The sequence below is a fragment of the Pseudomonas sp. TNT2022 ID642 genome, assembly GCF_028656995.1.
GTDB lineage: Bacteria > Pseudomonadota > Gammaproteobacteria > Pseudomonadales > Pseudomonadaceae > Aquipseudomonas.
Genome location: NZ_JAMDGW010000016.1, coordinates 124,070 through 148,560, shown reverse-complemented (window position 1 = coordinate 148,560; position 24,491 = coordinate 124,070). Strand labels below are relative to the sequence as shown.

Sequence of the window (24,491 nt, the reverse complement as noted above, 5' to 3'; positions counted from 1 at the left end):
AGGGATTTCGCCGTGCGCTGGCTCAGGATTGCCATAAGCTTCACCGTCACGTTGCTGACCTTGCTCTGCATGCTCCCGGCCCAGGCCGCGCAAGGCAGTGGCTGGTCGGTATTGCTCGACGATCAGGGCAATCTGCAACTGAGTGATATCCGCTCCGCTCGCTACACCAATCAATTCAGCCCCATCGACCTTGACCGCCTCACAGCGTCCGAACCCGATGGCGCCTTGTGGCTGCGTTTCAGGCTGGCACCGGGCAAGCACGAGCAAGTGCTGCGCATCTTTGCCCCCGACCTGTCCCAGCTCAATCTCTACGTGCTCGACGGCGACAAGCTGATCGAGCAACGCAACACCGGCACCGATCAGCCACAGGCCGAACGACCGTTGCCGAGCAGCGACTTCATGCTGCCACTGCCGCAGAGCGACAAACCTCTCGACGTCTATCTGCGTTTGGTCTCCGACCATCAGTTGCGCCCGCACGTCACCCTGCAATCGGCAGTGATGAGCGCGGCCAACCACAATCAGACGCTGGTCTTCGGTTTACTGTTCGGCTGCCTCGGCATGCTGCTGTTGCACAACCTTGTGCGCTACGCCTATTCCCGCTCGCGCAGCAGCCTGTGGCTGGCAGTCTGCGAAGGCCTGCTGGGCCTCAGCCTGTTGCTGTTGCTCAACCTCGCCGGCCCATGGCTACCAAACTGGCATGCGGTGCAGACGCCGGGCGCCTATCTGGCACTGTTGCTGACCGCACCGGCCGGGTTGATGTTCGCCTACCGCTTCTTCGCGCCGCTCGGCCCGCACCCGCTGAACAAACTGTTGCTGGGCGACATTCTGTTTATCGTGACCTGCAGCCTGTTGCTGCTGTTCGTCAACACCCTGCCGCTGAACATCATCACTTATGCACTGGTGGCACTGGCCGGCCTGAGCATGTTGTTTGTCGCGTTCTATCACTGGCAGAAGGGTTATCGCCCGGCGCGCCTGTTCGTCGCGGCCATGGTGGTGTTCAACATCGGCACGCTGATCATTCTTCCGGCCCTGCTGGGGCTGACACTGGTCTCGCCGCAAGGCTTGATCATGACCCTGATGGCGTTCATCTGTATCAGTGGCCTGCTGATGAGCATCGCCCTCGGTGAGCGCCAGCGCAGCATCACCGAAAGCCGTTTCAGCGTCAGCCGCGATCTCGCCGCAAGCAATGCCGAGATCAACGCCAAAGCCGAGTTCCTCGCCAAGATCAGCCACGAAATCCGCACGCCGATGAACGGTGTGCTGGGCATGACCGAACTGCTGCTGGGCACGCCGCTGTCGGTCAAACAACGCGACTACGTGCAAACCATCCACAGCGCCGGCAACGAACTGCTGACGCTGATCAACGAGATCCTCGACATCTCCAAGCTCGAATCCGGTCAGATCGAACTGGACGACGTGCAGTTCGACCTCAATGCCTTGATCGATGACTGCCTGAGCATCTACCGGGCCAAGGCCGAACAGCAGAACGTCGAGCTGATCAGCTTTATCCAGCCGCAAGTGCCGCGAGTGATCAGCGGTGACCCGACGCGTCTGCGCCAGACGCTGTTGAGTCTGCTGGAAAACGCCCTGAAGAAAACCGATGAAGGCGAAGTGCTGATCGTCGTCGCGCTCGACGAACGCAGCAGCAAACCACGCCTGCGCATCGCCGTGCAGGACAGTGGCGCGCCAATGGAGCAGGAAGAACGCGACGCACTGATGCACGCCGAACTGCACAGCAAGCACTTTCTCTCGGCGAATCGCTTGGGCGGCAATCTCGGTCTGGTCATCGCGCGGCAACTGATTCGTTTGATGCAGGGCGAATTCGGCATCAAGAGCGGCGCCAGTCAGGGCAGCACGCTGTGGCTGACTCTGCCGCTGGATCCGGATCGCCTCGAACACCCGACCTCCGATCTCGACAGCCCACTGCAAGGCGCACGGGTGCTGGTGGTCGACGACAACGACACCTGCCGCAAAGTCCTGGTGCAGCAATGCAGCGCCTGGGGCCTGAATGTCAGCGCCGTGCCTTCCGGCAAGGAAGCATTGGCCTTGCTGCGGACCAAGGCGCACCTGCGCGATTACTTTGATGTGGTGTTGCTCGATCAGAACATGCCGGGCATGACTGGCATGCAGCTCGCGGCCAAGATCAAGGAAGACCCGAGCCTGAACCACGACATTCTGCTGATCATGCTCACCGGCATCAGCAATGCGCCGAGCAAGATCATCGCGCGCAACTCGGGGATCAAACGCATCCTTGCCAAACCGGTGGCCGGCTACACGCTCAAGACCACCCTGGCCGACGAGCTCAACCAGCGCAACAAAGGTCAGGTGGTGTTCCAGCCGCAAGTGGTCACCCCGGCCACGGCGGCCAAAGTGCCGAGCGACTTCCGCATCCTCGTCGCCGAAGACAACACGATTTCGACCAAAGTGATTCGCGGCATGCTCGGCAAGCTCAACCTGCAACCGGACACCGCAGCCAATGGCGAAGAAGCCCTGCAAGCGATGAAAGCACAGCGTTACGACCTGGTGTTGATGGACTGCGAAATGCCGATCCTCGATGGCTTCTCAGCGACCCAGCAATTGCGTGCATGGGAAGTCAGCAATCAACGCATTCGCACGCCAATCGTGGCGTTGACGGCGCACATTCTCGCCGAGCACAAGGAGCGCGCGCGTCAGGCCGGGATGGATGGGCACATGTCCAAACCGGTCGAGCTGTCGCAATTGCGCGAGTTGATCGAGCATTGGGTTGCCCAGCGTGATCAGCAGAATCGCACGGCAACACCCACCTCCTGAGCCGACAGACCCCGTAGCGCCTGATAGACTCCCCCACGACCTCCCTCGCCAGTGAGCTTGCACCATGCTCCACGTGTTGTTCAGCGTTTACCTGAAGATGCTGGTGCTCTACAGCCCATTCTTCGTGCTGTCCTGCTTTATCAGCCTGACCCGTGGTTACTCGCGCAAGGAACAACGGCGCCTGGCCTGGAAAGTCGCCGTGGCCACACTGGTCTCCAGCGTTTTGCTGTATCTGTTCGGGCGGGTGATTTTCGATGTCTTCGGCATCACCGTGGATGCCTTCCGCATCGGCGCCGGCAGCGTGCTGTTCATTTCGGCACTGGGCATGGCGCAGGGCAAACCGGCGGTGCAGGCCGACAACGTGCAGCAGGACGTGACCATCGTGCCGCTGACCATTCCGCTGACTGTCGGCCCGGGCACTATCGGTGCCTTGTTGGTGATGGGCGTCAGCCAACCGCACTGGGACGACAAGCTCACCGCGATCATGAGTATTGCGCTGGCCAGTTTTACCGTGGGCGTGGTGCTGTATCTGTCGAATCGTATCGAGCGGATTCTGGGGGATCAGGGTTTGCAGATCGTCAGTCGCTTGATGGGATTGTTTGTCTGCGCACTGGCCGCGCAGATCATTTTTACCGGGGTTAAAGGCTATCTGGTGCCCTGACGCCAGCCGGACGCGCCCACCAAAAATAAAACGCCGCGAACGACAACGTTCGCGGCGTTTTACTTTTCAGACCCATTTACCGGTCAGGGCAAATGTTCAGCCACCGCCGCCAGACTGGCAATTGCGTCATTGCCCTGCACGGTCGCGAAGGCCTTCAACCATTGTTCGAGTGCGAACAGGTACTGACGGTCAGCGATTTTGACAGCCAGCTCGCATGAACCCTGCTCCTCGATTCCACGGACGATCAGACTGTGGCCATTGTCCGGGTCGGCGAGTACCAGGTGGCCATCGACTCGCGACATCAGCCAATGCCCACACTCATGCATATCCAGCACCAACAAGCCAGGTTCCGTCACCAAGCCCCCGGATGGGCGCCGCACATCAACAACAATGCAATCCAGACGCTGCCAGGTTTCGGCCGATATCCGATAACCCTCAGTGTGCGAACCGAAGCTCAGAATCAACCTTTCGACATTGTCAGGAAGCAATGGCTGCACCTCGGTGAGATCATCACTCAATTCCAGCGCCATGACCTCCTCGTCACGGTGGGCGTAGCTACCCGGCAACCAAACGCCATCGACCGGTCCGGCGCTGAAGATCAATGGGTCAATCGGGTCGAACAGCAGCGGATTGGCGCCGTCACGGGTACCGAGGAACGTTGCCCATTTGCCATCGTCCCGTGCGGACACTTCGAACAGCCGATCAAGCTTCGGAACATAGTATTGGTAACGATTGCCGGTGTTTTCCACGGGGAGAAACGCGGCATGGGCTTGTCCGTCCAGCCGCCGCTTCAAACGCTCCTGCAATTGCGCAGGCGTCTGGCCAGGGACGTATGACCAACGGTTTTCCATGCTGACAATTCGCGCCGGTTGCTGATCCTGCAGTTGCAGCGTCACACCTTCGCGGGTACGCCCGAGCAGCCCGTCGCCATGCGGCAGCACCTCGCAAAACGCCCACGACGACCAGACTCGCACGGCCTGTGGCAGCGCTTGGCGATGCAGTAATACGCCGCCGTTGCCGAACGCCGTGCGCATCTGGTCGAAGGCGACCAGCGTCTGGCGCCAGAGCTGCCCGGAAGAAACATCCATCAGCCAAACCGCCTGCCGGTCGGGCGTCAGCCCCAACAACGCAAGCTCGTGGTTGCCCATGGTGTCCATCAGCACAAGCTTTTCGTCAATACACCAAGCTGGCAGAAACGTCTGCCCCACTTGCGCACGCAGGCCGATGATCGCAAACGCGGCGTTGCTGTATTCCTTGGCAAGCGCCGGTAAGGCCGTCAGCCAATCGGGGTTTTGTTGCAGCCAACGCTGGCCAACGCCGACAAACTTCAGAACGTGTCTATCAAGCTCGGACAGCCAGTTGTCATCCTTGGCGCCGAGATCGATTTCGAACAGTCGTCCGTCGCCCTGAGTGGCCAGGAAGCTTTCGCCAACGCGCGTCACGTCAATCACATTGTTCGCCAGCGCCTTGTGCCATGGCACGTTGTCACGCAACTCGATGCCATGACTGAGCATTTGACTTTGCCGGCTGTAAAACAGCAGCGCAGCGGCCGGGTCAGAGGTTCGAGACACCAACATCACGCGGTCCGCGTCACTGTCGGCGTCAGCTCGGAAGTACCTGTCGTGATGCGCGGCAATCCATGCCCGCTCAAGCAGTCGATCGAAGGACCAGGCACGGGCGTGAATATACGGTGCGTAGGTCCAGGTGCTGATAGGCGAAGCCATGCCGGGGGTCTCGTCCGCGTAGGGACGACGCTGTTTCTGGCGATGGCGGAAAAACGCGATCCTCGTCCCCTCCTCGGGCTTGAGGAAAGAGTTTTCCAGGCCGGGTGACCACAGGTTGATGTCTGTCAGTGTCACTTCGCGATCGGCCAGTTGGAACTGCAGTGTCGTGCGCACGCTCACGGATGTTTGCTCAACCAACTGCTGCGAAACTCGCAGGGTGCCGTCCGCCAGTTGCCCGAAAGCGGTGATTTTTGTACCGGATTCCAGACTCAGTAACCGATAACGATGCACGACCAGCCCGCTGATCACATCGACGCGCCAGACCGTGGCATGGTCGGGATGATAAAACCACGCATGGGCAGCGTTGGCGGCGCCCAGCATCAGGCCGTCGTTGACCTCGCGCGGCAGATCACGCGCGTATAACAGGCGTTTTTGAGCAACGTCGTGAAAGGCCGTTGTGCGCACAGCGTCGCTGGCCGGATTGAACGGAACCTTGAACCGGTGAAGCGTGACGTAACCAGTGCCCAGGCGCCCCTCATGGTCTCGCTGGCGCAGATGGGCAAGGACATCACGCGGATGGCTTCTATCATCGTCGAGGGTGATCGAAACCAGGCGCAGCGCATTGCGTTGCCAGTCCAGTTGAAACAACTCTCCCCCGGCCAGTTCGATCAGCCCCTCGAACGCCGACAGCACGATACCGTCGACCGTTAGTTGACGCCCCGCCAGATGCACCCGCTCGGCATCGTCATCCATCGCTGACAAGTCGTCAAAACTGAGCTGCTCGATATTGACCCAAGTTGCATGCACCAGCCATTGGCCAGCGCCGTTGAACTTGACCATTTTCAATCCCGGCGCCAGACGCAGCTGACAGCGGCCTGACGTGGCGGAAATTTCGTAGGACAGCTTTTGCTGGCACTCCACCGGCAGGGTCGGAACCACTAATTGGCGTACATGCTCGTCCAATTGCACGCTGATCGTTGTCGGTGTGTAGACCGCATGCAGTTTGTAGAGGATGTGTTTCAAAGACGGTGTGCTGTGCAGATAAAAACGCCGGTTGCCCTGCTTGTCGTATTCCAGCTTGTCCGCCGCACTGTTGCGCAATTGCGGATAGCGTGTGTGGATACGCTTATCCAGATGGGTCGTCAGCGTATCGCCCAGCGCCGTGAACGGATTGAAAACCGAGTACCAGTGTGGCTCAGGCATTTCACTGGCGTGGCGCGGCTCGACCTGCTCTCCCGGCAGCGGCTCGTACACATAGCCCGCACCTCCCAATTGATATTCGTAGCCGTAATAGCACAGCGGTGTGCAAGGCAACACCACAGTATGCAGTGCCGCAGCCCCTTGGATATTCAGCGCTGTGCTCTCTGGAAAACCAAAAGCCTGCCGGATGTTGAGGGAACGGTGTATCTGCCGCGGATCATCGTTGTATTGCGGCAATTCGAACGCGCCGCCGCCCCACGGATAAAAGCGCTGGCTGTCAAAGCGAACCCGCCTGTCCTGCAGATCCAGGTGGGTGATCACGGCTTCTGGCGGAAACCGCAACACCCCCTCTTCGAGAATGAAAGCGCACGGTTTGTAAGCGTTGTGGATGGCTCGCAAATGATTGCCGACCGCGGTTGCCTTGTCGGCAATCTGCCCAAGATTGCTGGCGATGGCAGTGGCTCCAATGCCGATACCGAGCAGCGGCACAGAAAGAAAAGCAGCCGCTGCCCCGACCGTTCCGCCTGCCGCCAATGCCACAACATCCAGTCCCAAAGCCACTGTGTTGAACGCCAGAGACGTGGAGAACCGCGAGCGCTGCTCGTGATTTTGCGCCAGTGACAGGCTGTGAATGTCGAAGCCGATGTTGACCAGCGAAAACGCAAAACCAACGCCGGTTGCCCCGCGACCGAGCACACGGCCGGACAACGACGATTGGCGCAGGACCAACGCCTGTTCACTGGCCACCACTTGCCGCACCAGGTTGATCATCTGTGCGGTGTCGCTGAGCACGCCAAAACCCAACTGCGCATAGCTGACGTAAACCTGGACTTGAAGCGCAATCGACAAGGCTGGTAACTGATCACCGGCCTGGTATTCACGATGGCGCAGTTCGCTGATCAGCGTCTGGATCGCGAAGGCGAAACTCAAGCGGCTGCCTCCATCAGCCTCGGCCGGGCCACTGGGTTTGCCTGCCTTCACGCTCTGATGCAGGTGCTGCTTGAGCTGAGTGAAGCGCGGGTCGGCCGTGCTCACGGTGCGCACTTGATGCGGATTCTTTGCATCGACCAACGTCAGCGAAAAGTCACCGTCCGCCTGAGGTGTGAGCGTTTCCAGCAACGGCAGATATTCACGCCCCAACGAGTGCTCACTGCGCAACTGCTGCATGGCCTGAGCAAACGCCTGCGCCCAATAGCGCGCATCCACTTGCGCCAGGCTGGCACCCATCCGCGCGTTTTCACTGAGCGAACGCTGGCGCGCCACGGCCTGCTTTGCCCAGACTGGGCCACTGCGTGAATCACGCGAAGGAATGCGCAAAAAACTCTCCAGGGGCAAACCCGTCGATAGCGTGCGGGCCGCCATTGCCTCGGTGTTCAACTCGATCACGTTGAATCGCGCCCCGGCCATGTCGCCCAGACCGTAAAGCCTGGCCAGTGCACTGTCGCCCGCGCTCAGATAACGCTCAACGCCAAGTTTCACCTGCGCACCTTCGGCGAACGCATAAATGGCAAAGTTCGGATCATAGAACCGGTAGACGAATTGACCTCCTGCCTGCACTTTGGCCACCAGCAGGGCGTGATCGCCGGTGTCGAGCAACAGGACGGTGGCTGCACTTTTCGCCTCCAGTGTCTGTATGACCGAGTCCAGACTCTGCAAGCCGCGGGAGTCACCAATGGCACTGGCGGGCAAGGCTCGCAGTTCATTCAACGCACTGAGCAATGCCTGTGAACTGGGTTGCTGGTGGTTGATGTTGGCCGTGGCAACATGCCCCACCAGTGTCCGTTCGGCCGACTCGCCGGCAGCCACCGCGGCGCCCATCAGCAACGCCAGCGGATAACACCGACGCCCCGGATCACTGGGCGTGTGCATCAGCAAATCCTGCGACAGCTGCCGGGCCGAGGTCGCGCCGGCCTCGAAGAATATCTCGCGCACCTGCGCGCTGCGCTGGAGAATCCGCGAGCGGAATTCGCTTTGCGCCGTGCGATTGATCTGCCCGATACGTTCGCCCCATTGGCGCAAGGTCAAGGGTTCAAACAGTGCCTGAACCTTGAGTTCGCGGGCTGTCAGGACGTCATGCACTTGTCCACGCGCCAGCCCGGCCTCGAAGTCGGGCGACTGCCGCTGGCGCAGGGCTTTTTCAACCGCATCATAGCGAGCGAAAGTACCGTCGCCGTCAGTGTCGACAGCAAGGTCGCGCACGGTTTGCCAGACGCTGGCAAAGCTGGCGTCGTCCAGACTTGTCGCGCCGAAAATCCCCCCGAGCATGACGCGCACCAACGGGCTGAGTTGTTCAAGCGGCAGAGAATCATGGGCGATGCGGCTGAGCAGTTCATTGAGGTTGCTTGAGGATTCGGCGCCCTGGGAAACGGGCAGTTCGCGCACAGGTTGCGCAAGGATCAACTGACGATTTTCGAAGCCGATGGAAAAGGCTTTGGTGAAGCTGATGTCACCGCTCAGCTTGTCCCTCATGGCTCGCACAAAGGGTTCGCCCAGATCATCCATCAATTGTTGCAGGACCGACGTCAGCAGCACCGCTTTACCGCCCACCACCGGCCAGCCTTGTTTGAACGTCAGCGTCTGCTGCGGCTGAAGCAGATCCGCCAGTTGCCCGGTGTAACGTGATCCGAGTTTGCCGGCTCTCCACTTTTCCTGCTCTTTGGCCAGCCATTGCTCGGCGTCGTCATTGACCGTCCAACCGGAGATTGCTTCCTCCTCGGTCTGAACGTTGTAACCCTCGGCCAGTCGCAAGCGCTCCTGAACCGTAACCTCGTTGTGCGGCAGGAGGTGAGTCTCGACATAATTTTTCAGCCCGGTCACCGCTGCACCGGGTCCGGTAAGCGCAATAGTGCCGCGCGATCCGACGCGAATACCATCACGGTAGTAACTTAAAATCGCCTCGCTCAACTTACCCAGAAAATCCTGCAGCGTGCGCGTCAGTTGCCCCTGCTCGATTTTCTCGTTCATGACGTTTTCTATTACGTCGAGCAATCGTTCAGTCTGTGACCAGTCTACCGACGACGCGATGGCCGCCTGCTCAACGGCCTGCAGGCAGTCATAGTTGAAGCGGATCAATTGCATGACCGCGAGCGTCATCTCGCTTTGCGGCTGTGCCAGCAGATAAGCGTTCATCTCTCTACTGAATTGCGCGCCCATACGCAGGCCATGTTGCGGGCTGTGGACTTCACGCGGTGCGACAAATATATGCTCGACGCCGGGCTTGCTGCGGGCAAAGACCAGCAGTGCCTCCCGATGTGCGGCAGGCAAGGTGTCCGTGTGATCGGCGTAGCGCAGGCGGTCGCGTCCGGGCATCAACGTTTCATCATGATTGAGCAAAAGCTGCAATACCCCCAGCCGTTGCTCGTCACTGAACCCGCTGATGTCGACGCCGCCCAGTCTGTCAGCCAGCGGCGGCAGATAATCCATGTCGCTGTAACGACCACCCTCGGCATATTCGGCCTGCAAGCGAACAACATCGCTTGCCGCCGCAAAGTTACCGCGCATTGCCACTTCGCGGTGATAGATATCCTGTAAAAAGTGCCCGGTAAACTCCCGACGAACATCACGCAACTGCAAGTCGTTACCGGCCATTTGCTGATGGGTTTGCAAACAGTGTTGACGAAAGGCTTCCAACGTCGTGCGATCCTTGCCATAGGCGCGCACCATCAGGTCGATCCGGGCCTGATCAGTTTTCCCTTGCCATTGCGGTTGTTGCAGATACTCGAACATCTCGCGCTTCAATACACGCGCACGATCTTCGATCATCTTTGAAAGTTCAGCGGGGTTGGTCACTGTGTCCCCGCCTGACTCCATCGCATCAACTCTGGCGCTGTCGGATATAACCCGATTCATTTCGAAAGCCAGTAACGCATCGCTGTCGTACCAGAGATTGAACTGGTAATTCCCGGCAGCCAGCACCTGACGCCAGATATTCATGTAATCGCGCTGAATACTGCCGACTTCACTGCCGCCCACCCAGACAAAGTGCATGATTCTGGGCACCGCAGCGGATATGTCACTGAGCATACTTACAGTGCCCGCCAAGCGGGCGGCGTAATCGCGCAACTTGTCTTCGACAGTATTGATCGAGGCCATCGCGGGCGCTGAGTTACGGCTTGCCAAGCGTTCAAAGTTCTCAAGGAAGAGTGTTACAACTTGCAGCTTTTCAGCGAGGCTCCTGGCCTGGTCAGCACTCTCGTAAAGCGCCACCAACATTGCATATTCGGCCGAACCGGAAAGTGACCTGAATGCTCGCTTTAACGCAGAGTATTCATCGGCAGAAATAAAATTAAACTCGTCAACATATTGCTCCATTGCACCCATCAGACTTCATCCTTTATTCATTGAGAGAATCCTGGACGAAGTTAGTCTGCCCGCGGGGCAACTTCAAAAAACACAAAACTCAAATAATTTCCCAAGAAACATCAAACAACAGACAAGTTGATTCCGCGCATGATTCGGCAACAAACAGGCGCATGACGAGTCGTTCGATAAACCAACGAAGCGGCGTTCCCAACGGATACACCGCCCTGATTTAAAATTAATCGTCCGCTAACGAATTTCGACTTGATGTCACACCGAGGCAACTTATTTACAACTTGCCTCGGCACGACGCTCAGGAAAGCGGCTTTTCGCCGTACCAACGCGGCGTGTAAACCCAATCACCACCGCTGGCACGGGGAAAGGTGCATGTGGTGGACGAACCAATCAGCACCATGGTGCGCATGTCCACTTGCTCCGGGGTCAACGCGCCCAGTGTCGTAGTGCGCAGAGTCTGGCCGGGACGGCCGATGTCGCGACCCAACACCACGGGTGTTTGCGGCGTGCGATGCTGCGCGACAATCTCCAGCGCCCGCCCCAATTGCCAAGGTCGCGCACGGGAGATCGGGTTGTAGAACGCCAACGCCAGATCTGCTTCAGCGGCCAGATCCAGACGCTTTTCAATGATCGACCACGGTTTCAGGTTGTCCGACAGCGACATCACGCAGAAGTCATGGCCCAACGGCGCACCGGCCTGTGCAGCGGTGGCCAGTGACGCCGATACGCCCGGCAGAATTTCCAGATCGACGCTGTGCCACGCCGGGTCCGAGGACTCGTGCAAGGCTTCGAGCACTGCAGCGGCCATGGCGAACACACCGGGATCGCCCGAAGACACAACAATCACCGAGCGCCCCTCGGCGGCCAGCCTGAAGGCGTGTCGGGCGCGCTGCATCTCTTCACGGTTGTCGGTGCAGTGCTGCACTTGATCGTCGCGAAACGGCCCGGCCATGCGTACGTAGGTTTCGTAACCAAGCACATCGGTGGCGCGCGCCAGTTCGGCTTTCACCGCCGGCACCATCAGTTCGGCAGCGCCGGGGCCGAGGCCGATCACGGCGAGACGGCCGCGTGGCCGGCCAATGCTGGAAACATCCAACGGCTGTTCGGCGACCGCGATTGCCATGCCGTGGCCGGCAATGACGGTTGCCTCAGGCACTGCGACACGTGCCTGCGATTCGATGTCGCTTTGCGCCGCGACAAAGCGCAGCGGTACACCCAATTCAAGCGCCGCTTGACGCAAAAGTGGCGAAGCCATTTGCGTCTCGCTGGCCAACAGACAGGCCAGCGACTGCACAGCGATTTGCGCCTGCTGCAATGCGCTGCGAACGGCACACGGCAGGTCCGCAGTTTCCGCGCTCACCGCCACCGCCACACTGCGTGGATAGATCAGTAACTCATTGGCACTTGCTTCACGCTCGGCACTGCCGACATGAATCGAGCGCTGTGCCTGCGGATCTTCCGGCAGTTGCGCCTGATCCAGCCACGGCGCCGCGCCTTCGATGCGCACGCTGTGGCCGGCCAACAGATCGGAGACAAACCGCTTGCCCAGTTCCAGATCGCCCAGTGCGTAACCGCTCGGAGGATTGAGCAGGCAGGTGCCAAATCGCAACTCGCCGCTGGTGGTGATTGCTGCGGCGACTTGCAGCCCGGCAGCGATCTCTCGCGCCATGACATTCACCCCGCCAAGGCCGCCCAACAACGGCACCACGGCGCTGCCGTCTTCGGCCACGGCGAGCACGGCAGGTTCGGCGCCCTTCTCCAGCAACAGCGGCGCCAGCGTGCGAATGACGATGCCGGCTGCGCACAGGGCAATGATCGGCGTGTCCTGCTGATACAGCGCGCGCAGGGTCGCGCCGAACTCCTGATAGGTGCAATCGGCACCTTCGACGCGCCCGGCGAGGCCATGGATCTGCGCCGCCGGATATACCTGCTGAATGCGCCGCGCGGTGGCCAGGCTGCCCTGACCGAGAATGACGATGGCTGGCGTGGATTGAGTCATCAGCCTTGCCACCGTTCGCCCGGCACGATGATCAGCGAGAAGTACGGCGACGACATCGGCTCGACCTGATCCATCGGCACGATCTTCTGATTGGCCATGGTTGCGCGCTCGACGTACAGCGCACGTTCGGCCAGACCGAGTTCTTCCAGCACCTGCCGCACTTTCGGGAAATTGCGCCCCAGCTTCATGATCACCGCCGCATCGGCATCGGCCAGACGGCGCTTCAACTCTTCATGGGGCAACACGCCGGAGAGCACCGACAGGCTCTGATTGCGATACACCAGCGGCGCACCCAGCACCGAAGCGCCGCCCAGCATCGAGCAAACGCCGGGCACCACTTGTGCTTCGTAGCGCGTGGCGAGGCGATCGTGCAGGTACATGTAGGAACCGTAGAAGAACGGATCACCCTCACAGATCACCGCCACATCGCGACCGGCATCCAGATGCGCCGCGACCGTTTCGGCGGCTTCGTCGTAGAAATCGCTGATGACCTGCTCATAGGAAAGCGGCGCCGGCAGTGCCTCAGTGGTTACCGGGTAGACCAGCGGCAGCAAGTTCTGCGCTTCTTGCAGGTGCGCCTCGATGATGCCGAAGGCATTGCCTTTTTTGCCCTTGGCGACAAAGTACGCCACCACGGGCGACTCGCGCAGCAGGCGCAGGGCTTTGACAGTAATCAGTTCCGGATCACCCGGGCCGACGCCCAGGCCAATCAAACGTCCTTTGGCCTGCATCATTCGATCTCCGTGGCGAGGGCGTTAACGGCGGCGGCGGCCATGGCGCTGCCGCCGAGGCGGCCTTGCATGATCACGAACGGCACGCCACGGCTGTCGGCGGCCAGCGCGGCTTTCGATTCGGCGGCGCCGACGAAGCCTACCGGGAAGCCAAGAATCAACGCCGGTTTCGGTGCACCGGCATCCAGCATTTCCAGCAGATAGAACAGCGCGGTCGGCGCGTTGCCGATCACCACCACGCTACCTTCCAGGTGCGGACGCCACAGTTCCAGCGCGGCGGCGGAACGGGTATTGCCCAGTTCACGGGCCAGATCCGGCACGCTCTCGTCACGCAAGGTGCAGATGACTTCATTATTGGCCGGCAGGCGCGCACGGGTCACACCTTCGGAGACCATCCGCGCATCGCAGAGGATCGGCGCACCGGCGGCCAGCGCATCGCGCCCGGCCTTGCCCGCACCTTCGGAGAATTGCAGACCGTCGACGGCTTCGACCATGCCGCAGGCGTGAATCACCCGCACCGCGAGTTTTTCCAGATCGGCCGGGATGCGCGCCAGATTGGCTTCGCTGCGAATGATCGCGAAGGAGTTGCGATAAATCTCCTGACCATCGCGGATGTAATCAAGCATCAATGGGGCTCCGAGCGCGGGCGTCGAGCAGGGTCGCGGCCGCTTCAATAGTAAGGTTGCGTGCGTGCAGCGCGCCGAAACCCGGCAGCGTCGCATCGCGAAAATAGAGGTCGTAATGACCGGGACTGACGGCCAGCAACGTCACCGGGGCACAGTGGGCGGCGGCGCACGAGCGCCTGCAGCCGCTGAGATGCACGTTGAGGGCCGTGGGCAGCAACGTCGCCAGATGACGCGCGTCTTGCTTGGTGTCGGCCAGGCCTTTGCCACAGCCATTGGCACCGGTGCAGGCGATCAGCCGTGCAAGGGGTTCGGCTGCGCGGGTCAACAGGTTCAATTGCTCAAGTCCCTCGAGCACTTGCGCCGCATCGCTTGCTTTGACATCCGGCACCAGCAGGCTTTGCCAGGGTGTGAAACGCAGGCTGCCATTGCCGAACTGACGGGCCAGTTGCGCAGCCCCGCGCAGCATTGCAGGGTCGAGACGCCCCAGCGCCGGCACCGCACCGATATACATCCGGCCCGGTGTATTTTGCGGATGAACGCCGATGTGCAGATCCTGCGCAGCGGCGGTGCGCTGCCACTGGCTGACCGACTTGATCGGCACGCGCGTTCGCAGGGCGTCGAGAAAGGCCAGCATCGGCAGTTCATCGAGCAAATGGCGCATCCGCGTTTGTTCAGGGCGGGCCAGTTGCAGGAACAATTCCAGCACCGCGACCACCAGCGCATGGCCGTTTTCCGTCGTCACGGCACCGACGGCACGATCCGTCGGGCATCCGGCCAGACCGAACGCCCACAACTTTTCACCGTCGCGCTCAAACGCCGACAACCACAAATCATGAGGATGTTCGAGCATCGCCAGCGCTTCGCCGCCATCGAGTTGCACGGCAAACTTGGCGCTCAACTCATGAAAGCGTGGATGGCTTTGCAAGGTGTCGAGGAGCTGCTCGGCCAGTGCGCGGGTATCGACGCGCATCTGCCGGTCGATGCCGGCGGCCGGGCTGAGCATCAGGTTGCGCACGTCATCACCGGCGGCGGTGCGCGGGCCGAGACCGGCGGCGAGCAGACGCTCGATCAGCGCTGCGGATTGCTCACCGATCCCGCGAATCTGCAGATTGGCGCGGTTGGTCGCTTCGATCGCCCCGCCGAACTGTTCGGCAGCCTCGGCCACCGCGTCGGCCTGATCGGCGCTGATCGAACCGCCATTGAGCTTGATCCGGCAGATGCCGCCGTCCAGTGCCTGGACGATACGCAGCAACCCCGGACAGGCCGAGGGGCGTAAAGCGGTGGACATCGGGCGTTCGTTCAAGGGGCGGACCGGCTGCGTGGGAAAGGCGCTTCGCGGGCGAAGGCGCGGTATTATGCCTGCTTTGTCCGCTGGCATGAAAAGACTGCCCGTCGGAACGGCGTGTTTAGAGGAATATAGATGTCACCCTGGCTGACGGTAGTGGGAATCGGTGAAGACGGCTTCAAGGGCCTGGGCAAAAACGCCCGGCGTGCCCTGCTGGGCGCCTCGCGGATCGTCGGTGGCCAGCGCCAACTGGATCTGCTGCCGGTGTGCATTCGCGGCGAACGGCAGTTGTGGCCCAGTCCGTTTTCCCTAGCACCGGTGCTTGAGCAGCGTGGCGATGCGGTCTGCGTGCTGGCCAGCGGTGACCCGATGTTCTACGGCGTTGGTGCCAGCCTCGCCCGTCAGGTGCCGAGCGACGAGATGCTGATCCTGCCGGCGCCGTCCTCCTGCTCGCTGGCCGCCGCTCGTCTTGGCTGGCCGTTGCAGGACGTGGTGACGCTGTCGTTGGTGGCCCGACCACTGGCGGCGCTCAATGCGCAATTATTCAGTGGCGTGCGTCTGTTGTTGCTGAGCAATGACGGTCAGAGCCCGGCGGCGGTTGCGCAATTGCTCCGCGAGCGCGGCTTCGGCTCGAGTCGTTTTACCGTTCTCGAGCATCTCGGCGGTGACACCGAACGACGCATCGACAGCAGCGCCAACGCTTGGAGTGACACGCCGATAGCCGACCTCAATGTCATCGCCATCGAGTGCCAGGCCGATATCGACGCCCCGCGCCTGTCGCGCCTCGCTGGATTGCCCGACTCGGCCTTCCAGCACGACGGCCAGTTGACCAAGCGCGACGTACGCGCCATCACCCTCGCCCGCCTCGCACCGACCCCCGGCGAACTGCTCTGGGATGTCGGCGCCGGCAGCGGTTCGATCGGCATCGAGTGGATGCGCGCGCACCCGAGCTGCCGCGCCTTGGCCATCGAAGCCGACGAAGGTCGCCAGCAACTGATCGAACACAACCGCGATGCGCTGGGTGTGCCCGGTCTGCAATTGATTCGCGGCAAGGCACCGCAGGCTCTCGCTGGACTGGAGCGCCCGGATGCGATTTTCATCGGCGGCGGCGTCACCCGTGAAGGCGTCTTCGAAACCTGCTGGGAACACCTCAAACCGGGTGGTCGTCTGGTAGCCAACGCAGTGACCCTGCAAAGCGAAGTGGCCCTGATGAACTGGCGCGAACGTTACGGCGGCGAGCTGACGCGCATCCATGTCGCTCAGGCGCAGCCACTCGGCGAGTTCGATACCTGGCGGCAGGCGCTGCCGATCACTTTGCTCGATCTGGTCAAACCCCTCGATGCGTGACGAAACCGCCGAACAACCTGCGCCCCTGCGCAGCGGCCTGACCACCGGCAGCTGCGCCACCGCCACCAGCCTTGCCGCCGCGCGCCTGTTGCTCGGCGGACACTCCGCCGATGCGGTGCAGATTGTTTTGCCCAAAGGCAAACAGGTGCAGATGCGTCTGGAGTTCTGTCGTTTGACCGATGACGGCGCCGAGGCCGGGACAATCAAGGATGCCGGCGACGATCCGGACGTGACCCACGGCGCATTGCTCTATTCGCGAGTGCGACTGCTGAGTGAGCCGGGGATTCGTTTCAATGCCGGTGCCGGGGTTGGCACCGTGACTCGGCCGGGGTTGGTCCTGGGTGTAGGTGAACCGGCGATCAATCCGGTGCCACGCAAAATGATCAGCGATCACCTGACGCTGCTCGCCGCCGAGACCGGTTACGGCGGCGGCTTCGACGTCACGGTCAACGTCGAGGGCGGCGAAGCGCTGGCACTGAAAACCATGAATCCGCGACTGGGCATTCTTGGCGGGCTGTCGATCCTCGGCACCAGCGGCATCGTCCGGCCGTTCTCTTGCGCGGCCTATATCGCCTCGATCCACCAAGGCATCGACGTCGCCAAGACCAATGGTTACCTGCACATCGCCGCCTGCACCGGCAACGCCAGCGAAGACACCATGCGTCGGGTCTACAACCTGCCGGAAATCGCCCTGATCGAAATGGGCGACTTCGTCGGCGCGGTGCTCAAGCATGTGCGCAAAGTGCCTGTGGATAAACTCAGCCTGTGCGGCGGCTTCGGCAAGATCAGCAAACTGGCGGCTGGGCACATGGACCTGCACTCGCGGCATTCGAGTATCGACTTGCCGCAACTGGCTGCGTGGGCGGCGGCGATCGGCGCGGATGAAGCGTTGCAGCAAGGTATTCGTGAGGCCAATACCAGCCAGCAGGCATTGGCGATGGCCAGTGCGGCGGGGGTCGCTCTCGGTGATGAAGTCTGCCGCCATGCGTTGAATTTCGCCCGCAGCGTGGTGCCGCCGCAGGTGCAGGTCGAGGTATTTGCGATTGATCGTCAGGGCGGCATTGTCGGGCATGCCGGAGGTTTTGCATGAACCGGATATTGCTGCTCGGCGGCGTGACGGAAGCGCTGGCGATCGCCCGCACGCTGGGGCCACAACATATTTACAGCCTCGCCGGCGTTGGCCGGGTGCCGACCGATCTGCGCTGTCAGGTGCGCGTCGGTGGTTATGGCGGGGCTGAAGGTCTGGCGCAATTCATTCGCGACGAAGGCATCGACCTGCTGCTGGATGCCACGCATCCGTATGCCGCGCAAATCAGCCAGAACGCCGCGACCGCTGCGCGACTGACCGGCATCCCCTGCTGGGCCCTGCGCCGTCCGGCCTGGCAGCCGCAGCCCGGTGATGACTGGCGCGAAGTCAGCGACTGGGCTGAGCTGATCACTGCGCTCAAGCCGTTTCGCCGACCGCTGTTCACCCTCGGCCGCGAACCGCTGCAGCACCTCGATGAAATCCCTCAGGACCAGTTCTGGACTCTGCGCGCCCTCGACGTCTACCCCGGCAACGAACGCTGCGAAGTGATCGGCGCGCGGGGGCCGTTTCTGCTGGAGGATGAGCGCGCACTGTTCGAACGGCGGCAGATCGATGTGTTAATCAGCAAGAACAGCGGCAGCACCGCGACCGAGCCGAAGCTGGAAGTGGCGCGCGAGCGTGGGGTGCCGGTGATTGTGTTGAAGCGACCGGGGTTGCCGGGGGTTGATCGGGAATTTCGATCAGCGTCTGAAGTCCTTGAAGCCCTGACGACGTCAGACTTTTCCTGACTTCGAATTTATTTGCGAATTTACCTGCAATTTTTGAGGACGCAGCCGACTGTTTTTCACTACATCCTCACCCCAATACTTCGGTTCCTTTAATCCCGACAAGCAGACAGCCAAGAAAAGCGGCTTGCCAGCTTGTATCCCAAGGAATACGATCCCGACATGATCGCTTTTGAACGATCCCGCATATTTTCCGAATGGCTCGACTCCTTGAAAGACATCAAAGGGAAAGGCCGAATCATCTCCAGAATTAAAACAGCCGAAAATGGCAACTTCGGTGATTGCGGGTTCGTCGGTGACACTGTTTATGAAATGCGTGTTCATTACGGCCCTGGTTACAGGATGTACTTCACACGCAAAGGCGAAGTGATTTATCTGCTGCTGATCGGGGGCGACAAATCGACACAAAAAAGAGATATCAAACGCGCCGTGCAGATGGCTCATAACATCGGAAATGAGGAGTAAATCATGAGCGAAGAATTCGCCCGTTTTGACGCCGCCGAGTACCTCAAAACTCCCGAGGACATGGCGGCGTATCTGGATGCCTGTTTTGACGACGATGAAGGCGACGGCGTCCTTATCCGTGCAGCGCTCAATGACATCGCCCGGGCTCAAGGCATGACACAAGTGGCGCGGGATGCAGGTTTGGGCCGCGAAAGTCTTTATAAAGCGCTGAGTAGCACTGGCAATCCCGAATTCGCAACTATCATGAAAGTCATGAAGGCTCTGGGTTTGCGATTGCATGCCGTAACACTGTGAAAGCGCTGCGACACCAAACCGCACGACGCTTTTTTACTTATCGGCCCTGATCAGGCTAAATAGCCGCGCCTGATCGCCCACCCAATGGATCTGTCCCATGAACCGACACCGGCTAGCAATTGCCTGGATCGCCTGCTTTGCAGTGCTGTTCAACATGCTCGCCATGCCGATGACCGGGGCGATGGCGCAGGCGGCCAATTCACCGGCCGAACAGTTGCTCTGGAGCAGTTTCTGCACCGGCAGCGGGACCAAGATGGTGGCGATCAACATCGGCACCACCGATCAAAAGGCTCCGAGCAACGACAATCATTCGAACATGCAGCATTGCTGGTGTTGCTCAGGCTCGGCGCCACTGGTCGCGTTGCCGGGGCATTCGCCGCAGCTGTATTTCGCCCGCTACGAAAGCAACCGCAGCGTCGCACCCGCCTCGTTGCAAACACCCACGCCGCGCCAGCAATGGCCGAGTCTCAATCCCCGCGCTTCCCCTCTGGTTTGATTTGTTCGCGCAATTGACCTGCGTTTCAAATCGTTCTGGAGAACTGCCATGTTGAACAAACTCATCATCGTCGCTGCGCTGCTGCTGCCTGCGTGCTTTGCCCATGCCCACGAATACAAGGCCGGCGAACTTGAGATCGCCCACCCGTGGTCGCAGGAACTGCCGCCGAATGCGCCAACCGTTGCTGCCTATTTCATCATTCACAACGCCGGCAAGACGGACGATCGCCTGCTCAGCGTCGACTCGCCCATCGCCCCGGAAGCGCAACTGCACGAACACGTCATGCAGGGCGATCTGATGAAGATGCAGCAAGTGCCGAGCGTGGCCATTCCGGCCGACGGCAACGTGACCTTTGCGCCAATGGCCTATCACGTGATGCTGCTCAATCCGACCGATCGCAGCCTGCTCAGCGATGGCAAACGCTTCCCGCTGACGCTGCATTTCGAGAAGGCCGGTGACGTCACCGTCGAAGTCTCGGTGCAGAAGAAACCACCGGAAACCACGCAGGCCCACGCGCACGCTCAGTAAGCCTTCCGGCAGACTCCGCCCATGCGCCCGCTGAGCGCCAGGCCCTCCCGGCAACGCCGTCAGACTCAACACCTGACCCGCGGCAGCTGGATCGCCCTGTTCGCCATGTTGATGATCTTCATCGGCCCACTGATTTCTCAGTCGATGCCGATGGATCAACACGCCTCGACATCGATGCCAATGCGCATGGACATGTCGATGGACATGCCGGGCATGGATCACAGCGGCCACGACGCCAAGCCCTCAGCCGAACACTGCCCGCCACAATCCTCGCACCACGTGCTGTGGGAAAAGTGCGGCTATTGCAGCCTGCTGTTCAATTGCCCGGCACTGACCGGCGGCGGCGATTTCGTCGCCTTCAATATTCCGCCGCTGAACACCTTCACCCCGCCCTATCCACGTCTGGGCCACGCCCGGCAGACCTTCTTCCCCGGCGCCCGCACCCGCGCCCCGCCCGTCGCAGCGTAAACACCGCACCTCTGATTGCACACGGTTGAGAAGACAGCTTCAGGCTGCCGGCCGTGTCGTTTACGACTGTTTGATGGAAATTGTCATGTCCAGGTTTTCTGCTGTTCCACGCTCGGGCGTTGCCCCGGCGTCCTTCGCTCTGAACGAATCGCGGGTTCGTTTCAGGCACGCTACCGCCGTCCTTTGCGGCGTCCTGCTGTCACCGCTGGTACTGGCCGATGATCACGCCGGCCACCAGGAAGAACTGAGCCCTACGGTGATTACCGCGATCGCCCCGAGCTCGCCGCTGACCATCGTCACCAACCCCAAAGATCCGCGCCAACCGGTGCCGGCCAGTGACGGCGGCGATTATCTGAAAACCATTCCGGGTTTCGCGCTGGTGCGCAATGGCGGCACTAACGGCGATCCAGTGCTGCGCGGCATGTTCGGCTCACGGCTGAACATCCTCACCAACGGCAGCATGATGCTCGGCGCCTGCCCGGGGCGGATGGACGCGCCGACCTCGTACATCTCGCCGGAAACCTACGACAAACTCACCGTGATCAAAGGCCCGCAAACCGTGCTTTGGGGTCCGGGCGCGTCGGCGGGTACGGTGCTGTTTGATCGTGAGCCGGAGACCTTTGGTGAACTCGGCACACGGGTGAATGCGAGCATTCTGGCCGGCTCCCACGGACGCTTCGACAAAGTGGTCGACGCCGCTGCCGGTGGCCCGCTGGGCTACGTGCGCGTGATCGGCAACACCGCGCATTCCGACGATTACCGCGACGGCAACAACGACATCGTCGCCTCGCGCTACGACAAGTGGAACGGCGACATCGCGGTCGGCTGGACCCCGGACGCCGACACCCTGATCGAACTCACCGCCGGCAAGGGCGACGGTGAAGCACGCTATGCCGGGCGCGGCATGGATGGCTCGCAGTTCCTGCGTGAAAGCCTCGGTCTGCGTTTCGAAAAATCCAATATCACCGACGTGCTGGAGAAACTCGAAGCGCAGGTCTACTACAACTACGCCGACCACGTGATGGACAACTACACCCTGCGCACGCCGTCCGGCACCGGCATGATGGCCGGGCCGATGGCGTCCAATGTCGACCGCCGCACCCTCGGCGCGCGGATCAAAGCGACCTGGCGCTGGGCTGATATTCAGCTGATCACCGGCCTCGACGCGCAGACCAACGAACACCGCCAGCGCAGCGGCATGGGCATCGATACCTACAAGGATCAGCCGTACAGCAAGGACGCCGATTTCCATAACTACGGCGTGTTCAGCGAAATGACCTGGTACGCCGCCGACCGTGATCGGCTGATCACCGGTGCCCGCGTCGACCGCGCTTCGGCCAAGGATTACCGGCAAACCACCGGCTCGGGAATGATGGCCCGCCCCAATCCGACCGCCGACGACACCCGCGCCGATACCCTGCCCAGCGGTTTCATTCGCTACGAGCATGACCTCGCCGACAGCCCGACCACGCTTTATGCAGGCCTCGGTCATGCGCAGCGCTTCCCGGATTACTGGGAGCTGTTTTCGCCCAAGTCCGGCCCGGCCGGTTCGGTCAACGCGTTCGATTCGATCAAACCGGAAAAAACCACCCAGTTCGACTTCGGCGTGAACTACAAGAGCGCCGAACTCGAAGCTTGGGCCTCGGGTTACGTCGGCGTGGTCCGCGATTACATCCTCTTCGACTACACCCCGGGAATGATGGGCATGAGCACCTCGCGCGCCGAGAACATCGACGCGCGGATCATGGGCGGTGAACTCGGTGCCGCGTACAGACTCACCGACCACTGGAAAGCCGATGCGACCCTGGCCTACGCCTGGGGCAAGAACAGCAGCGATGGCAAAGCCCTGCCGCAGATGCCGCCGCTGGATGCACGCTTCGGTATGACCTATACCGAAGACAACTGGAGCGCCGGGGCACTGTGGAGAGTAGTCGCCGCGCAAAACCGTATCGACCAGAACAAGGGCAACGTGGTCGGCAAGGATTACGACAAGAGTTCGGGCTTCGGCGTGTTCTCACTCAACGGTGCCTACCGGATCAACAAGAACTGGAAGGTCAGCAGCGGCGTCGACAACCTGTTCGGCAAGGCTTACGCCGAACACCTGAACCTGGCGGGCAACGCCGGGTTCGGCTACCCGGCCAATGACCCGCAAGCGATCAATGAACCGGGGCGCACGCTCTGGACCAAGATCGACATGAGTTTCTAACAAGAAAGTCAAAAGATCGCAGGCTGCGCCAGCTCCTACAGGGGAGCGCGTACTCCCTGTAGGAGCTGCCGAAGGCTGCGATCTCTTGATCTAAAAAATTCGCCCAGCGGAGCACACGTGATGAAACAGCCCAAACCGAATTTCTACAACCTGGCCTGGCGTTGGCATTTTTACGCCGGCCTGTTCGTCGCCCCGTTCATGGTGATGCTGGCCCTGACCGGCATCATTTACCTGTTCAAACCACAGCTCGATTCACTGATGTACAGCAGCCTGCTCAACGTCCCGGCCGGCCATCACACAGTACCGGCGGATGACCTGCTGCAACGGGTGAAAAGTGCTTATCCACAGGGCCAGGTCACCCAGTATCTGCCGCCGGTCAACGCCGAACGCAGCGCACAATTCGTGGTGACCAACGCCGGCCACGAACTTAATGTTTTCGTCGACCCGTATCACGGCGACATCCTCGGTGAGCAGGATGCCAAACAAAATCTGCAAGCCATCGCCCGCGCGATCCACGGCGAACTGATGATCGGCACTGTCGGTGACCGGCTTATCGAAATGGCCGCCGGCTGGGGCGTGGTGCTGGTGGTGTCCGGCCTGTTCCTGTGGTGGCCGCGCGGTCAGGCAGCGGGGATTCTGTGGCCGCGCCTGAACAGTCGCGGTCGCGTATTGTGGCGTGATCTGCACGCCGTCACCGGGTTCTGGGGCGCTACCCTGTTGCTGGTGATGTTGCTCAGCGGCATGACCTGGACCGGCTTCTGGGGCAAGCAATATGCCCAGGTGTGGAACGTGTTCCCGGCGGCGATGTGGGACAACGTGCCAACCTCCGACGTCGAGGCGCGAACCCTTAACACCGCCACCCGCCAGACCGTGCCATGGGCGATGGAAAACACGCCGATGCCAATGTCCGGCGACCACGCCGAACACATGGCTCACGGTGCCGCCAATGCCGGCCCCGCAGCACCCGCCATCAGCCTGAAAGACGTGCAGAACATTGCCACCCAGCGCAAAGTCGAGCCGGGTTACAGCATCACCTTGCCGACCACCGCCACCGGCGTGTTCACCATCGCCGTGTTCGCCGATGACCCGCGTAACGACGCCACCCTGCATGTCGATCAATACACCGGCAAGGTCCTCGCCGATGTTCGCTTCGAACAATACGGCACCGTCGCCCGCGCCACTGAGATCGGCGTGATGCTCCACGAAGGCAAGATGTTCGGCACCTTCAACCAGATCGTCGTGCTGCTGATCTGCCTGATGATCCTGCTCAGCGCTGTCAGCGGTGTGGTGATCTGGTGGAAGCGTCGGCCACAGGGCAAATTCGGTGTACCACCGCTGCGCCATGATTTGCCGAAATGGAAAACCGGCGTGGTGATCATGTTGGCCCTGGCGGTGGTGTTCCCGTTGGTGGGGGCTTCGCTGGTGATCGTCTGGTTACTGGATCGATTGCTGCTATCGCGGTTTGATCGGCAAGCTGAATCTGCCTCGACGTAAATCAGACTCAATGTGGAGTGGCCGCCGACGGCGGCACACTCCCGGCCATGT

17 protein-coding genes are annotated in these 24,491 nt (G+C 61.0%); 12 read left to right on the top strand and 5 right to left on the bottom strand.

The features are described 5' to 3' along the window. Positions 1 to 12 precede the first annotated feature (12 nt). A complete protein-coding gene (locus M5G26_RS17050; RefSeq protein ID WP_273916021.1) occupies positions 13 to 2,790 on the top strand; it encodes a hybrid sensor histidine kinase/response regulator in 2,778 nt (925 codons plus the stop codon). A gap of 64 nt (positions 2,791 to 2,854) precedes the next feature. Then, entirely contained in the window at positions 2,855 to 3,451 is a 597-nt protein-coding gene (locus M5G26_RS17045; protein WP_025111770.1) for a MarC family protein, read from the top strand. A gap of 83 nt (positions 3,452 to 3,534) precedes the next feature. On the opposite strand, the gene M5G26_RS17040 is transcribed toward M5G26_RS17045, so the two are convergent. The 5 genes from M5G26_RS17040 to cobG form a co-directional block, all read right to left on the bottom strand. Then, a complete protein-coding gene (locus tag M5G26_RS17040; protein WP_273916020.1) occupies positions 3,535 to 10,467 on the bottom strand; it encodes a TcdA/TcdB pore-forming domain-containing protein in 6,933 nt (2,310 codons plus the stop codon). A gap of 520 nt (positions 10,468 to 10,987) precedes the next feature. Further along, a complete protein-coding gene (gene cobJ / locus M5G26_RS17035) occupies positions 10,988 to 12,688 on the bottom strand; it encodes a precorrin-3B C(17)-methyltransferase (protein WP_134175763.1) in 1,701 nt (566 codons plus the stop codon). Further along, a complete protein-coding gene (locus tag M5G26_RS17030) occupies positions 12,688 to 13,422 on the bottom strand; it encodes a precorrin-2 C(20)-methyltransferase (protein ID WP_370872600.1) in 735 nt (244 codons plus the stop codon). The genes cobJ and M5G26_RS17030 overlap by 1 nt, the downstream gene beginning before the upstream one ends. Then, the gene (locus tag M5G26_RS17025; RefSeq protein WP_134175765.1) at positions 13,419 to 14,045 is read right to left on the bottom strand and encodes a precorrin-8X methylmutase; all 627 of its coding nucleotides are present in this window, start codon (positions 14,043 to 14,045) and stop codon (positions 13,419 to 13,421) included. Before M5G26_RS17025 ends, M5G26_RS17030 begins: the two co-directional genes overlap by 4 nt. Continuing rightward, positions 14,038 to 15,333 (bottom strand): precorrin-3B synthase, encoded by a 1,296-nt coding sequence (gene cobG / locus M5G26_RS17020; RefSeq protein WP_337993674.1) that lies wholly within the window; start codon positions 15,331 to 15,333, stop codon positions 14,038 to 14,040. Before cobG ends, M5G26_RS17025 begins: the two co-directional genes overlap by 8 nt. Before the next feature lie 132 nt (positions 15,334 to 15,465). Here cobG and cbiE point away from each other — a divergent pair, with 132 nt between their 5' ends. From cbiE to M5G26_RS16970, 10 genes are all read left to right on the top strand, one after another. Further along, positions 15,466 to 16,677, top strand: a complete 1,212-nt coding sequence (gene cbiE / locus M5G26_RS17015) for a precorrin-6y C5,15-methyltransferase (decarboxylating) subunit CbiE (RefSeq protein ID WP_273916018.1) — start codon at positions 15,466 to 15,468, stop codon at positions 16,675 to 16,677. After that, positions 16,670 to 17,767 (top strand): cobalt-precorrin-5B (C(1))-methyltransferase, encoded by a 1,098-nt coding sequence (locus M5G26_RS17010; RefSeq protein WP_273916017.1) that lies wholly within the window; start codon positions 16,670 to 16,672, stop codon positions 17,765 to 17,767. Before cbiE ends, M5G26_RS17010 begins: the two co-directional genes overlap by 8 nt. Continuing rightward, the gene (locus tag M5G26_RS17005) at positions 17,764 to 18,492 is read left to right on the top strand and encodes a cobalt-precorrin-6A reductase (protein WP_273916016.1); all 729 of its coding nucleotides are present in this window, start codon (positions 17,764 to 17,766) and stop codon (positions 18,490 to 18,492) included. Before M5G26_RS17010 ends, M5G26_RS17005 begins: the two co-directional genes overlap by 4 nt. Before the next feature lie 159 nt (positions 18,493 to 18,651). Next, entirely contained in the window at positions 18,652 to 18,954 is a 303-nt protein-coding gene (locus M5G26_RS17000) for a type II toxin-antitoxin system RelE/ParE family toxin (RefSeq protein WP_122606498.1), read from the top strand. A gap of 3 nt (positions 18,955 to 18,957) precedes the next feature. After that, a complete protein-coding gene (locus tag M5G26_RS16995) occupies positions 18,958 to 19,248 on the top strand; it encodes an addiction module antidote protein (RefSeq protein ID WP_077570750.1) in 291 nt (96 codons plus the stop codon). A 97-nt stretch (positions 19,249 to 19,345) separates the two neighbouring features. Then, a complete protein-coding gene (locus tag M5G26_RS16990; protein WP_122599673.1) occupies positions 19,346 to 19,744 on the top strand; it encodes a DUF2946 domain-containing protein in 399 nt (132 codons plus the stop codon). Positions 19,745 to 19,792: 48 nt separating this feature from the next. Further along, on the top strand, positions 19,793 to 20,272 hold the full coding sequence (locus tag M5G26_RS16985) for a copper chaperone PCu(A)C (RefSeq protein ID WP_273916015.1): 480 nt from the start codon (positions 19,793 to 19,795) through the stop codon (positions 20,270 to 20,272). Positions 20,273 to 20,293: 21 nt separating this feature from the next. Continuing rightward, positions 20,294 to 20,740 carry a DUF2946 domain-containing protein gene (locus tag M5G26_RS16980; protein WP_150693059.1) on the top strand — a complete coding sequence of 149 codons (447 nt, stop codon included), beginning with the start codon at positions 20,294 to 20,296 and terminating at the stop codon, positions 20,738 to 20,740. An 85-nt stretch (positions 20,741 to 20,825) separates the two neighbouring features. Then, positions 20,826 to 22,946: a TonB-dependent copper receptor gene (locus tag M5G26_RS16975; protein ID WP_273916014.1), complete on the top strand. Its 2,121-nt coding sequence runs from the start codon at positions 20,826 to 20,828 to the stop codon at positions 22,944 to 22,946. Positions 22,947 to 23,066: 120 nt separating this feature from the next. Further along, on the top strand, positions 23,067 to 24,440 hold the full coding sequence (locus M5G26_RS16970; RefSeq protein ID WP_273916013.1) for a PepSY-associated TM helix domain-containing protein: 1,374 nt from the start codon (positions 23,067 to 23,069) through the stop codon (positions 24,438 to 24,440). Positions 24,441 to 24,491: the final 51 nt, after the last annotated feature.